The organism is Brevundimonas sp. S1H14 (assembly GCF_047716865.1).
Taxonomy (GTDB): domain Bacteria; phylum Pseudomonadota; class Alphaproteobacteria; order Caulobacterales; family Caulobacteraceae; genus Brevundimonas; species Brevundimonas naejangsanensis.
Genome location: NZ_CP136679.1, coordinates 303,934 through 316,953 on the forward strand (window position 1 = coordinate 303,934; position 13,020 = coordinate 316,953).

Here is a 13,020-nt window from a genome sequence, read left to right on the forward strand (position 1 = left end):
AGCCTTGCCCGTGGTTCTGCTGGAGAAGTCTGCATGAGCGTCGTCGCCTCCTACGTCTACAAGGACGGCAAGCGGGTGCGCGAAGCGCCGCTGACGGATCAGGGGCTCGCTCTGGCCGAGGGCGAATACCTGTGGATCGGCCTGCATGAGCCGTCGGACGAGGAGTTCGACGTTCTGGTCCGCCGTTTCCATCTGCATCCCCTGGCGGTCGAGGACGCCCTGACGGCGCATCAGATCCCCAAGCTGGAAGTCTATGGCTCCGAGTTGTTCATCGTCGCCCGCACGGCTCAGGCCAAGGGCGACCGCATCCTGTACGGCGAGACCCACGTCTTCGTTGGACCCAACTACGTCATCACCATCCGCCACGGATCGGCGCGCGCCCACACCCAGCTGCGCGCTCAGCTGGAGGCCTCGCCGCATCAGCTGAAGCACGGGCCGGACTTCGTCCTGCACGGGGTGCTGGACTTCATCGTCGACGGCTACATTCCCATCATCGACGCCATCGAGGACAAGGTGCTGGAGATGGAGCAGGTCGCGCTGGACAGTTTCCTGGCGCGCGACGACATCACCCGTCTGTTCCAGCTGCGCCGCGAACTGGTGAAGTTTAGCCGTGTGCTGGGGCCGATGGAGGAGGTCTGCGTCAAGCTGCAGTCGCTGGACCTGCCCTGCATCGACCGCGAGGTGCGGCCCTATTTCCGCGACGTGGCCGACCATGTGCGGCGGGTGTCCAGCCGGGCGGCGGGTCTGCGCGACATCCTGGCCTCGGTGTTCGAGGTGTCCAACCTGCTGGAGCAGCAGCGGCAGGGCGTCATCACCCGCAAGCTGGCGGCCTGGGCCGCCATCTTGGCCACGCCGACGGCGGTGGCGGGCATATACGGTATGAATTTCGAGCATATGCCCGAACTGCGCTGGACCTATGGCTATCCGGCGGTTCTGGCCTTGATCGTCGCCATCTGCATCGGCCTGTACATCACCTTCAAGCGGTCGAAGTGGCTGTGATCAGCCGCTGTTCCTGAGGCCCGCCGCCACGCCGTTGATGGCCAGAAGGATGCCGTTGCGCACGCGCGGGTCGTCGTCGCCTGCTCGGCGACGGCGGATCAGCTCGATCTGCACATGGTTCAGCGGCTCGACATAGGGCATCCGCTGACGGATCAGCCGATCCAGTTCGGGCTGGCCCCCCAACAGGCTCTGCTGGCCGGTGATCGACAGGACGGCGGCGACGGTGCGGTTCCATTCGGCGCGGATAGCGGCGTAGATTCGCTCGGCCAGGACGGCGTCGGGGACCAGCCCGGCGTAGCGGCGGGCGATGGCCATGTCGGCCTTGGCCATCACCATCTCCATGTTCTGGACCACGGTGCGGAAGAAGGGCCAGGTCTCGGTCATGGCGCGCAGTTCGGCGGGATCTTCGCCCTGGACCGCCGAGCCGAAGCCGAACCAGCCGGGCAGCATGACCCGCGACTGCGACCAGCTGAACACCCAGGGAATGGCGCGCAGGTCCTCGATGGCGGGCGAGGCGGTGCGGCTGGCCGGGCGCGAGCCGATCTTCAGGTCGGCGATCTCGGCGATGGGGGTGGCGGCGCGGAAATAGTCGACGAAGCCGGGCGTGTCATAGACGAGGGCGCGATAGGCCTTCATGGAGGCCGCGGACAGGCGCGCGGCCGTCTCGCCGTGGCGGGCGCTGTAGCCCGCGTCGGACTGCGGCCCCAGCGAGGCCAGCAGGGCGCCGCAGGTCAGGGCGTCCAGGTTGCGCTGGGCCACCTCCGGCTCGCCGTATTTGTTGGCGATGACCTCGCCCTGTTCGGTGACGCGGATGCGGCCCGCGACGGTGCCGGCGGGCTGGCCCAGCACGGCCGAGAAGGCGGAGCCGCCGCCGCGCCCCACGGCGCCGCCCCGGCCGTGGAACAATTGCAGCCGCACCCCCGCCGCGCGCGTGACCTCCAGCAGGGCGCGCGAGGCCTCATGCAGTTCCCACCCCGAGGTCAGGTAGGAGCCGTCTTTATTCGAGTCCGAATAGCCGATCATCACCTCCTGCACCCCGCGCGCCTCGGCCACGGCGCGGGCGGAAGGCTCGGCGAGGACGCGCTCCAGCGTGGCGTGGGCGGCGCGCAGGTCGTCGATGGTCTCGAACAGGGGCGCGGCCTGAATAGGGCAGGCGCCGGGAGCGGCCGGGTCGTAGAGGCCGACCTCCTTCAGCAGCAGATAGACCTCCAGCATGTCCGAAGCGGCGTCGGTCTTGGACACGATATGGGTGCGGATCGCCTGCGGGCCGAAGGTCGAAAGGGCCTCGGCGGCGGCCTGAAGGATGGCGTGCTCCTTCAGCGTCTCGGTCGCATAGTCGGCATAGGGCGAGAACAGGGGGCGGGGGCCGGCCAGTTCGCGCGCCAGCACGGCCAGCCGATCGGCCTCGTCCAGGCCGGCGTAGTCGGGACAGACGCCCGCGACCTTCAGCAGGTCAGCGACGACCCGTTCGTGCACGTCCGAGTTCTGGCGCAGGTCCAACGTCGCCATGTGGAAGCCGAACACGTCCGCCGCCGTGATCAGCCGGGCCAGCCGGTCGTCGGCGAAGACGGCACCGTGGGTCCGCACCAGACTGTCATGCAGGATGTTCAGATCGACGCGGAAGGCGTCGGGACTCTCGTAGGGCGGGGCGTTGAAACGGGCCGGGCGCGGCGTCGGCTCGCCGGTCAGGGCCGGATAGGCCGCCGACAGACGGGCGTAGATCTGGCTGAGCGCCCGGCGATAGGGTTCGTCCGCGCGCTGGATGGAGGCGTCGCCTGATCCTTGCGCCAATGCGGCCAGTTCGGAGGTGACGCGGGTCAGGTCGATGGACAGGCTGAGCTCGGCGCCCAGGGCGTGCACCTCGTCCAGATAGAAGCCCAGCGCGGCGCGGGCCTGGCTGCGGAAGGCGGCGCGTAGGGTGTCGGCGTCGACATTGGGATTGCCGTCTCGGTCGCCGCCGACCCATGAGCCGATGCGCACGAAGGGCGCCAGGTCCGGCGCCTCCAGCAGGCGGCGCCATTCGGCCAGCTGGGCCGGGGCGACGTGCAGGAAGATGCGCTGCAGCCAGTCGACCACGGTGTCGATCTCGTCCTGCACCACCAGAGCCGAGGCGCGGGTCAGCCGCGTGGTCCACAGGATGACGATCTGGCGGCGCAGCGCTTCCTTCAGGGTTTTGGCGTCGCAGGCGATCCCGTCGCGGTCGCATCCGTCCAGCAGCTCGCCGACCGCGGTGGTGCGGTCGATGACGCTCTTGCGCCGGACCTCGGACGGGTGGGCGGTCAGCACCGGCGAGATCAGGGCCTGGGCCAGCAGGTCGCGCACCGCGCCCCTGTCGACGCCTGCCTCGGCCAGTCGTTTAAGCACGCCCTCGGGCGTATCGGCCCGTTCGCCCGCTTCGGCCTGGGCCTGGGCGCGGCGCTTGCCCGCCCGGTCCTCGGCGACATTGGCCAGCAGGGAGAAGGCGGCGAAACCATGCGTCAGGCCGACGGCCTGATCCAGCGACAGCTCGCCGAGCAGTCGCTCCAACTCCGAGGCGTCGTCCGAGGCCGGGTCGCGGTGATAGGCCACCGAGGCGCGCCGCACCGCCTCGATGCGGTCATAGAGGACCTGTCCGCCTTCGTCGCGGATCACCTCGCCCAGCAGGGCGCCCAGCAGCCGAACCTCTTCGCGCAGGCGGTCGTGGGGGAACTCGGGGGTCTGGGTCATGGGATCGTCTCTCAGCGGGGAGGCCGGAAGCGGAACCGTATCAGCGGAATCCGAACGCGCCAGTCCATGTTGCAACGCGCAAACCCTTTTTGTGGTCGCCTTACTCCTTCAGAAACGGAGTCGACATCGCCTTGCTTTTCCGCCATAAGCCGCGACTTCCGGCGCAATTGAACCTGCGCCTCCACCCGCACGACCCCTGATTTTCTTCAGGACGAGGCGGGAGAGGGCCTCTGTCGACGTGATCGTTCGCAGAGGTCGCCCGCCTATGGGCGTTGCTCACGGAGGCCAAGGCCCAGGCGCATGAAAGGGTTTGAATGTTCGAGGCTCTGAACGAGCGGCTGACAGGCGTATTCGACCGGATCACCGGCCGCGGCGCCCTGTCCGAAAAGGATGTCGAGGAGGCCCTGCGCGAGGTCCGCGTCGCCCTGCTCGAGGCCGACGTCGCCCTGCCGGTGGTCAAGGACTTCATCGCCCGCGCCAAGACGGCCGCGACCGGCGAAGACGTCATCCGCGCGGTCAAGCCCGCCGATCAGGTCATCAAGATCGTCTATGACGGCCTGGTCGATATGCTGGGCGGCGAAGAGCCGGTTCCGCTGAACACCAATGCGACCCCGCCCGCCGTCGTGCTGATGGCCGGTCTGCAGGGGTCGGGCAAGACGACGACCTCGGCCAAGCTGGCCCTGCGCCTGTCGAAGTTCGACAAGAAGAAGGTCATGATGGCCTCGCTGGACACGCGTCGTCCGGCGGCCATGGAGCAGTTGGCTACCCTGGGTCAGCAGATCGAGGTCGCGACCCTGCCCATCGTGGCGGGCGAGAGCGCGGTCCAGATCACCCGCCGCGCGCTTCAGTCGGCCAAGCTGCAGGGCTTCGACGTCCTGATCCTCGACACCGCCGGCCGCATCACCCTGGACGAAGGGTTGATGAATGAGGTGGCCGAGGTCGCTGAGATCGCCAAGCCGGTCGAGACGCTGCTGGTCGCCGACAGCCTGACCGGTCAGGACGCGGTGCGCACCGCCGCCGCCTTCCATGAGCGTCTGCCGCTGACGGGTCTGGTGCTGACCCGCGCCGACGGCGACGGGCGCGGCGGCGCCATGCTGTCGATGCGGGCCGTCACCGGCCTGCCGATCAAATATCTGGGCGCGGGCGAAAAGGTCGATGCGCTGGACGTGTTTGACGCCCGCCGCGTGGCCGGCCGCATCCTGGGTCAGGGGGACATCGTCGCCCTGGTCGAGAAGGCCGCGGGCGAGCTGGACCAGGCCAAGGCCGAGAAGATGGCCCGCAAGCTGGCCAAGGGTCAGTTCGATCTGGACGATCTGGCGGGCCAGCTGAACCAGATGAAGAAGATGGGCGGTCTTCAGGGCATCATGGGCCTGCTGCCCGGCGTGGCCAAGCTGAAGAACCAGATGGCCGAGAACAACGTCTCGGACAAGATGATCGACCGCCAGCTGGCCGTCATCAACTCCATGACCAAGGCCGAGCGCAAGAAGCCGGATCTGCTGAACGCCAGCCGCAAGAAGCGCGTGGCCAAGGGCGCCGGCGTCGAGGTTCAGGACATCAACCGCCTGCTGAAACAGCACCGGCAGATGGCCGACATGGTCAAGTCGCTGTCCAAGGGCGGCGGCAAGAACCTGCAGAAGATGGCGGCCATGATGGGCGGCCTGCCCGGCATGGGGGGCGGCGGCCCGGACATGAACCGTCTGAAGGCCCTGGGAGGCGGCAAGATGCCGGAACCCAGCGCCGATGAAATGAAAGCCATTCAGGACCGCCTGGCGGGTCTGGGCGGCGGACAACTGCCGGGGGGCCTTCCGGGGCTGCCGGGCCTTCCCAAAAAGAAATAACGACTTTCTAGAAAGAGACTGAAAATGCTGAAGATTCGTCTGTCCCGCGGCGGCGCCAAGAAGCGTCCCTACTACCACATCGTCATCGCCGACTCGCACGCTCCGCGCGACGGCAAGTTCATCGAGCGCGTCGGCAGCTACAACCCGATGCTGCCGAAGGACAGCGCCACCCCGCGCATCGTCCTGAAGGCCGAGCGCATCGCCGAATGGCTTGCCAAGGGCGCCCAGCCGACCGACCGCGTCGCCCGCTTCATCAGCGAGAGCCAGGACGAAGCGCTGGCCGGCAAGGTCCAGTGGGTCCAGGGCAACAACCCGAAGAAGGCCGAGCCGGGCAAGAAGGCCCAGGAACGCGCCGCCGAGCGCGCCCAGCGCGAAGCCGATCGCCTGGAAGCCGAAGCCGCCGCCAAGGCCGAGGCCGCTGAAGCCGCCGCCGCCGCTGCCGCCGCCCCGGCCGTGGAAGAAGCTCCGGCTGAAGAAGCCCCTGCGGCTGAAGTTGCGGCTGAAGCGCCTGCCGAAGCTGCTGCTGAAGCGACCGAAGAGCAGGCCTGAGCCATCTCTTCATCCGGCCACGGCCGGTTGAAACGGGAAAGCAGCGTCCTTTCGGGGCGCTGCTTTTCTGCTATCTGGACCCCATCGCATCGGTAAACGGAGCCCGGTATGAGCAGCGAAGACAGACTGATCCTGGTGGGCCAGATCGGCGGCGCCTTCGGCGTGAAGGGCGAGGTGCGGATCAGCGCCTATACCGCCGAGCCGATGGCTCTGATGGGCTATTCGCCGCTGCTGGGCGCTGACGGCAAACCGGTGCTGACCCTGATCTCGGCCCGGCCGGACAAGGCGGGCGTGGTGGCGCGCGTCAAGGAGATCGCCACCAAGGAAGAGGCCGACGCCCGGCGAGGCCAGAAGCTGTTCGTCACCCGCGAGGCCCTGCCCCAGCCGGAGGAGGACGAGTTCTACCTGACCGACCTGATCGGCCTGGAGGGTCGCGATCCGTCCGACGTGGTTCTGGGCACGGTGAAGTCGGTCCAGAACTTCGGCGCCGACGACATGCTGGAGATCGCCCCGGCCGAAGGCGGCCCGACCTGGTACCTGCCCTTCACCCGCGAGGCGGCGCCGGAACTGCATATCAACGACGGCTGGCTGCGTATCGTCCGCCCGACCGAAGTCAGCGACCGCGACGAAGGCTGACGCGCGGACATTCGCCGCATGGGCGGTTGCGGATCATCTCACGGCTCACGACATGAACCGGATCACACCAGCCGGAGCGTTCCATGGCCGACCTGTCCGCCTTTCCCGTCACCCGCCAGTTTCCGCCGCAGCACCCTGATCGCTTGCAGCTCTACTCCCTGCCGACGCCCAATGGGGTGAAGGTCTCAATCATGCTGGAGGAGCTGGGCCTGCCTTATGAGGTCCACCGGGTCGACATCAGTAAGGATGAAACCTGGACGCCTGAGTTCCTGTCGCTGAACCCCAACGGCAAGATCCCGGCGATCATCGACCCCGACGGTCCGGGCGGAAAGCCGCTGCCTCTGTTCGAATCCGGCGCCATCCTGGTCTATCTGGCTGAAAAGGCGGGGCGCTTCCTGCCGACCGATCCGGCGACGCGCTATGAGACCCTGCAGTGGGTCTTTTTCCAGATGGCGGCCATAGGCCCGATGTTCGGCCAGGTCGGCTTCTTCCACAAATATGCGGGCAGCGCCTTTGAGGACAAGCGGCCGCGCGACCGCTACGTCGCGGAATCGCGGCGTCTGCTGGGCGTGCTGGAAGGTCGGCTGAAGGATCGCCAGTGGATCATGGGTGACGACTACACCATCGCCGACATCGCCACTCTGGGCTGGGTGCGCAATCTGGTCGAACACTATGGCGCGGGCGATCTGGTCGGCTATGCGGACTTTCCGCATGTCGCCGCCTGGCTGGAACGCGGCGTAGCGCGTCCGGCCGTGCAGCGGGGGCTGAACATCCCGCCTCTTTCCTGAAGAAGGCGAGGGCGGACGCTTGAGCCGCCCCCGCAATCTACGGCTCAGATTTCTTCGGTCGGGGCGTCAGGAACGTATTTCTTGATCGACTCGATGGCGCGCTTGGCGCCCGACTTGTCGGAATAGCCTTCGGTCGAGAAGATGATCTCGGAGTTGTACTTGAACCGCACGCGGTACTCGCCAGCCTTGTCCTTATAGACTTCGAACTTGTGCGCCATGATCGCCTCGCTCTGACGGCCGCCAGTCGGCCGAGGCAGAAGGCTGCCACGGTCCAGCTTCGGGCGTAAAGAGTGCGAAATGTAAAACGCCGTCATCGCTTCAGGAGCGGGCGGGGATCCATCGTCGCGCCGCCAGCGCCAGAAATCCGACGGCCAGTCCCCAGAAGGCCGAGCCTACGCCGAACAGGGCGACGCCCGACGCCGTGGCGGCGAAGGTCAGGACTGCGGCCTCACGATCCTTGACCTCGCCCATCATGGCGCTCAGCGACCCGGTCAGGGGCGCGATCAGGGCCAGTCCTGTGATGGCGGCAAGCGCGCCGGTCGGCATGGCGATGAACAGGCCCGCCAGCGGCGCCGCGAACAGGGCGACGACCAGATAGAACAGGCCGTAGATCACCCCCACGGTCCAGCGTCTGGCGGGGTCGGGGTGGGCGTCCGGCTCGGTGCAGATGGCGGCGGTGATGGCGGCCAGATTGACGCCGTGCGCGCCGAAAGGGGCCAGAAGCGTGCTGGTCAGCCCGCCCCAGAAGATCAGCTTTCCGGCGGGCGGGGCGTAGCCTGCGGCCCTCAGCACCACCAGACCGGGCAGGTTCTGCGAGGCCAGCGTCACCAGATACAGCGGCAGGGCCAGACTGACCGCCGCCTTCCAGTCGAAGGCTGGCATGACCGGCGATAGGGCGCCGAACAGGCCGGTTCCCTCGGGCAGGGCGACCTGACCGCGCACGGTCAGAACCGCGAAGGCGACGACCAGAACGGCGGGCAGGGACCAGGCGGGCGCCAGCCGACGCATGACCAGAAAGACCAGCAGCAGCCCCGCCGCCAGCATCAGGTCGGTCGGGAACACGAGAAACAGCTTGAGGCAGAAAGGCAGCAGCACCCCCGCCAGCATGGCCGAGGCGACGGCGGCGGGAATGCGCTCGGCCAGTCGACCCAGCGCCGGGACCAGCCCGGTCAGCACCATCATCAGTCCGGCGATGACGAAGGCGCCCACGGCCGTCGACCAGCCGAGGCCCAGCGTCGAGGCCGCCAGCAGGGCCGCGCCCGGCGTCGACCAGGCCAGCACGACCGGCATCTTCAGTCGCCAGCTCAACACCGCGCCGGGCAGGCCGATGCCCAGGCACAGGGCCGTGACCATGGAGATGATCTGGCCGGGCGACGCGTCCATCGCCTGTCCCGCCTGAACGATCAGGGCGACCGTGCCGCCGAAGCCGACGACGGTGGCTACGGCGGCGGCGGAAAAGCTGGCGGGAGGAGGCAGGCGCGCGGAACTCATGCGCCCAAGCTAGGCCGGGCGGCGGCGTGTCGAAAGCGGAAACCTATCTTCCGCTCATCTCGGCGTCCGCCGGGATGAGCGGGTAGTGGAGGAGATGCAAAAAAGGCCGCCGGTTCGCCCGGCGGCCCTCTGTGTTCGCATGAAGTCGGGGGCTCAGCCTTCGATATCGTCCGGCAGGCCGACGGCGTGGAAACCGGCGTCGACGTGGACGACCTCGCCCGTGGTTGAACGGCCCAGATCCGAGCACAGCCACAGGGCGGCGCCGGCGACGCCTTCCATCGAGGTCTCTTCCTTGATCAGCGAGAACTGGGCCGACTTGGAGTGCAGGCCGCGCCCGCCCGAGATGCCCGCCAGCGACAGGGTGCGCATGGCGCCCGCCGAGATGGCGTTGACGCGGATGCCCTTCGGCCCCAGGTCGCGCGCGATATAGCGGGTGGCGGCTTCCAGCGCGGCCTTGGCCACGCCCATGGTGTTGTAGTTGGGGATGACCCGCTCGGACCCGAGGTAGGTCAGGGTGATCATCGAGCCGCCGTTCGGCATAAGTTTCGCCGAACGCTTGGCCACGTCGACGAAGCTGAAGGCCGAGATGTTCATGGCCAGCAGGAAGCTGTCGCGCGTGGTGTTGTCGACGAAGGAGCCCTTCAGCTCGTCCTTGTTGGCGAAGGCCACCGAGTGGACGACGAAGTCGATCGTGCCGAATTCCTTTTCCAGCTCGGCGAAGGCGGCGTCCATGGAGGCGTCGTCGGTGACGTCGGCCTGGATCAGCAGCTTGGCGCCGACGCTTTCGGCCAGCGGGCGCACGCGGCGCTCAAGCCCCTCGCCCAGATAGGTGAAGGCCAGTTCGGCGCCCTGCGCCGCCAGCTGAGAGGCGATCCCCCAGGCGATGGAGTTGGAGTTGGCCACCCCCATGATCAGGCCCTTCTTGCCCTTCATGAGTTCGCCGGTGGGCATGTCCCAGCCTTCGCTCGTCGCCATGGTTCGTCTCCGTATCTAGAACTTGATCCGCCTTTTGGACGGGCGCGCGGCGGGTGACAAGTGAGTGCTGACGCTGGCGTTTATCCGCCAGCGGCCTAAGTTGGCGTCATGAGCTTCGACGCCGACAGTTCGAATGCACAGCCGCAAGCCGGGCCTGTCTTCTTCGACCGCCGCGAACTGGACCAGATGCTGCGGGTCTATGGGCGGATGGTGGCGGCCGGCGAATGGCGCGACTATGCGATGGCGGGAGCTAAGGAGCACGCCGAGTTCGCCGTCTTTCGCCGCCATGGCGACGCGCCGCTCTATCGAATCGAGAAGCGCCCGGCGCTGCGCCTGAAACAGGGCCAGTGGGCCGTGATCGGCGAGGGCGGCCATGTGCTGAAGCGCGGCCGCGATCTGGCCCAGGTGCTGCGCGTGTTCGACAGCCGGAAGTTCACGGTGGTGGAGTAGGGCGGCGAGCTACGCGACATAAGAAAAAGGCTCCGACAGCGATGCCGGAGCCTCATTCTTCTTGGACCTGCTGAGGCGTTCGCGCTCAAGTCGGCCGTGACCCCGTCACGGCCATAGCGCACTCAAAAAGCTCCTATTCGCGGCCGCCCATGAAGGCGAGCAGGAACTGGAACAGGTTGATGAAGTTGATGAACAGGCTCAGGGCGCCGAAGCCCGTGGCCACGCCCATGGCGTTCTTGTCGCCGCCGAGGGCGTAGTAGGTCATCTTCAGACGCTGGGTGTCATAGGCGATCAGGCCCGAGAAGATCAGAACGCCCAGACCCGAGATCACCAGGCCGAACATGCCCGACTTCACCAGGAAGGCGTTGACCAGCATGGCCAGGATCAGGCCGATCAGGGCCATGATCAGGAAGGTGCCCATGCCGCTGAGGTCCTTCTTGGTCGTGTAGCCGACCAGGCTCAGACCCGCGAAGGCGGCGGCGGTGACGAAGAAGGTCGAGGCCAGCGAACCGCCCGTATAGCGCAGGAACAGCACGCCCAGACCGGCGCCGATGGTGGCGACCACGGCCCAGTAGAGCATGTTCACGCCCTTGGCCGTCGGATTCTTCATGAAGAACATGGAGCCGAACAGCATGACCAGCGGCGAGAACTGGATGATCATGCCCAGCATGGTCAGGCCGATGCGGCCGTCCGGCATGCGGGCGAACAGCAACTGCTGCACCGCCGGGACGTTGCCGGTGACGTAGGCCAGGACGCCGGCCACGACCAGACCGATCGCCAGCTTGTTGTAGACGCCCAGCATGAAGGCGCGCAGACCGGCGTCGACGGACATGTCCGCCGACTGCGGAAGCGGGCGCGCATAGCCGTTGTTGAAGTCGCTCATCGCGAAAGAAGTCTCCCATTCGGCCGGGAAGGTCCCGACCTTTGGCTCAAATATCGGGACGCGGGGGCGTCCATGCAAGAAAAACCGGACTTCCGGCCGCCGGTTCCGCCCGCTACCAAGGGTCGCATGTTACGTCTGTTCACCGCCATCGCCATTCCCGACGACGTCGCCGAGACCCTGGCGCGGCGTCAGTCCGGCCTGCCCGGCGCCCGCTGGCGGCCGCTGGACGCCCTGCACGTGACCCTGGCCTTCTATGGCGAGGCGTCAGAGCGCACGGCTGACGACCTCGCCTCCGAACTGACCCGCGCCGAGGGCGGAGGGGCGTTCGAGATCACCCTGAGCGGCGTCGGCGCCTTCGGCGACGCCCACCGCAGCCACACCCTGTGGGCCGGGCTGGAACGGTCCGAGCCGCTGAACGTCCTGGCCGGACGGTGCCGCGCGGCGGGCGAGCGCGCGGGCGTCCCGCCGGAGAAGCGCGAATACCGGCCGCACGTCACCCTGGCCTATCTGAAACCTCAGGCGAACCCCGACCGTATCGGCGCCTGGATCGCCGGGCACAATCTGCTGAAGTCGCCGCCGATCCGCGTGGATCGCTTCGGCCTCTATTCCAGCGTCCTGACCGGCGACGGCAGCGTCTACACCCTGGAACGCGAGTATCTGCTGTGACCGACCGACCGACATCCCCTCTCGGCCCCGCGCTGGAAACGGAGCGCCTGTTCCTGCGCCCGCCGACGCTGGAGGACTTCCCCCGCTGGGCCGACTTCATGAGCGACCCTGAGACGACCCGCTTCATCGGCGGGGTGCAGTCGAAGCACGAGGTCTGGCGCGCCATGGCCTCGGTGGCGGGCATGTGGGCGCTGCAGGGCGAGGGCATGTTTTCGGTGATCGAGAAGGAGACCGGCCTGTGGATGGGACGGATCGGACCGCTGCACCCCTATGACTGGCCGGGCCGGGAAGTCGGCTGGAGCCTGCATCGCGACGCCACGGGCAAGGGCTATGCGCTCGAGGCGGCTGCCGCGACCATGGACTACGCCTTCGACGTGCTGGAGTGGCCCGACGTCATCCACTGCATCGACCCGGACAACCGCGCCTCGGAGAAGCTGGCCGAGCGGCTGGGTTCGACCAATCGCGGGCCGGGCGTGATCCCGCCGCCGTTTCACGAGCACAAGGTCAATCTGTGGGGCCAGACGCGCGATCAGTGGCGGGTGAACCGGCAGCGCTTGCGGTAGGAACGCAAGGAGAACATAAAGGCGTATGGCCGCCGCCGCGCTTCATCTCGAACTGGTTTTCAGCCGCCCTGAAACGACTCTGTCCGTCACGCGGGGAGCGGCGCGGCTGCTGGTCGACATGGGCTATGCGCCCCTGCTGGAGGTCTGCCTGCCCAATGGGCGGCGCGCCGACGTCATGGCCCTGGGGCCCAAGGGGGACATCGTCATCTGCGAGGTGAAGTCGGGCATCGACGACTATCGCGTCGACCGCAAATGGCAGGAGTACGGCCCCTTCTGCGACGCCTTCTACTTCGCCGTGGCGCCGGAGTTTCCAGACGGTGTCCTGCCGGGCGAACCGGGTCTGATCGTCGCTGACGGCTTTGGCGGGGCGGTGGTGCGCGACGCGCCCTCCACGCCCCTGGCGCCCGCACGCCGCAAGGCCCTGACCCTGGCCTTCGCCCGTCTGGGCGCGCTGAGGGCGATGCGCGAGTAAACGC

The 13,020-nt window shown here is 67.6% G+C and carries 14 protein-coding genes; 9 read left to right on the plus strand and 5 right to left on the minus strand.

What is annotated here, in order from left to right:
• The first annotated feature begins 33 nt into the window (after positions 1–33).
• Positions 34–999: a magnesium and cobalt transport protein CorA gene (locus RSD66_RS01450; RefSeq protein ID WP_415288732.1), complete on the plus strand. Its 966-nt coding sequence runs from the start codon at positions 34–36 to the stop codon at positions 997–999.
• Here RSD66_RS01450 and ppc read toward each other — a convergent pair whose 3' ends face one another.
• Complete coding sequence (gene ppc / locus RSD66_RS01455; RefSeq protein ID WP_415288733.1) at positions 1,000–3,705, minus strand: phosphoenolpyruvate carboxylase; 2,706 nt, start codon at positions 3,703–3,705, stop codon at positions 1,000–1,002.
• A 314-nt stretch (positions 3,706–4,019) separates the two neighbouring features.
• Here ppc and ffh point away from each other — a divergent pair, with 314 nt between their 5' ends.
• From ffh to RSD66_RS01475, 4 genes are all read left to right on the plus strand, one after another.
• Complete coding sequence (ffh, locus tag RSD66_RS01460) at positions 4,020–5,543, plus strand: signal recognition particle protein (RefSeq protein WP_415288734.1); 1,524 nt, start codon at positions 4,020–4,022, stop codon at positions 5,541–5,543.
• Positions 5,544–5,567: 24 nt separating this feature from the next.
• A complete protein-coding gene (rpsP, locus tag RSD66_RS01465; RefSeq protein ID WP_415288735.1) occupies positions 5,568–6,092 on the plus strand; it encodes a 30S ribosomal protein S16 in 525 nt (174 codons plus the stop codon).
• A gap of 108 nt (positions 6,093–6,200) precedes the next feature.
• Positions 6,201–6,728, plus strand: coding sequence for a ribosome maturation factor RimM (gene rimM, locus RSD66_RS01470; RefSeq protein ID WP_415288736.1), 528 nt, complete (start codon positions 6,201–6,203; stop codon positions 6,726–6,728).
• Positions 6,729–6,811: 83 nt separating this feature from the next.
• Entirely contained in the window at positions 6,812–7,516 is a 705-nt protein-coding gene (locus RSD66_RS01475; RefSeq protein ID WP_415288737.1) for a glutathione S-transferase N-terminal domain-containing protein, read from the plus strand.
• 44 nt (positions 7,517–7,560) lie between these two features.
• Here RSD66_RS01475 and RSD66_RS01480 read toward each other — a convergent pair whose 3' ends face one another.
• From RSD66_RS01480 to RSD66_RS01490, 3 genes are all read right to left on the minus strand, one after another.
• Entirely contained in the window at positions 7,561–7,734 is a 174-nt protein-coding gene (locus RSD66_RS01480) for a YegP family protein (RefSeq protein WP_119413254.1), read from the minus strand.
• Between the two features lie 100 nt (positions 7,735–7,834).
• A complete protein-coding gene (locus RSD66_RS01485) occupies positions 7,835–9,007 on the minus strand; it encodes a benzoate/H(+) symporter BenE family transporter (protein ID WP_415288738.1) in 1,173 nt (390 codons plus the stop codon).
• A gap of 153 nt (positions 9,008–9,160) precedes the next feature.
• Positions 9,161–9,958, minus strand: coding sequence for an enoyl-ACP reductase (locus tag RSD66_RS01490; RefSeq protein WP_415289616.1), 798 nt, complete (start codon positions 9,956–9,958; stop codon positions 9,161–9,163).
• A gap of 132 nt (positions 9,959–10,090) precedes the next feature.
• On the opposite strand from RSD66_RS01490, the gene RSD66_RS01495 reads away from it, so the two are divergent.
• Positions 10,091–10,432 (plus strand): DUF2794 domain-containing protein, encoded by a 342-nt coding sequence (locus RSD66_RS01495; protein WP_415288739.1) that lies wholly within the window; start codon positions 10,091–10,093, stop codon positions 10,430–10,432.
• A gap of 133 nt (positions 10,433–10,565) precedes the next feature.
• On the opposite strand, the gene RSD66_RS01500 is transcribed toward RSD66_RS01495, so the two are convergent.
• Positions 10,566–11,315, minus strand: coding sequence for a Bax inhibitor-1/YccA family protein (locus RSD66_RS01500; RefSeq protein ID WP_003168359.1), 750 nt, complete (start codon positions 11,313–11,315; stop codon positions 10,566–10,568).
• Between the two features lie 126 nt (positions 11,316–11,441).
• Here RSD66_RS01500 and thpR point away from each other — a divergent pair, with 126 nt between their 5' ends.
• Genes thpR through mmcB form a run of 3 tightly spaced genes read left to right on the plus strand, consistent with a single transcriptional unit; the run spans position 11,442 to position 13,016 of the window.
• A complete protein-coding gene (gene thpR, locus RSD66_RS01505; protein WP_346524610.1) occupies positions 11,442–11,981 on the plus strand; it encodes an RNA 2',3'-cyclic phosphodiesterase in 540 nt (179 codons plus the stop codon).
• A complete protein-coding gene (locus tag RSD66_RS01510; RefSeq protein ID WP_415288740.1) occupies positions 11,978–12,544 on the plus strand; it encodes a GNAT family N-acetyltransferase in 567 nt (188 codons plus the stop codon). Before thpR ends, RSD66_RS01510 begins: the two co-directional genes overlap by 4 nt.
• Before the next feature lie 25 nt (positions 12,545–12,569).
• The gene (gene mmcB, locus RSD66_RS01515; RefSeq protein ID WP_119413259.1) at positions 12,570–13,016 is read left to right on the plus strand and encodes a DNA repair putative endonuclease MmcB; all 447 of its coding nucleotides are present in this window, start codon (positions 12,570–12,572) and stop codon (positions 13,014–13,016) included.
• Positions 13,017–13,020 lie beyond the last annotated feature (4 nt).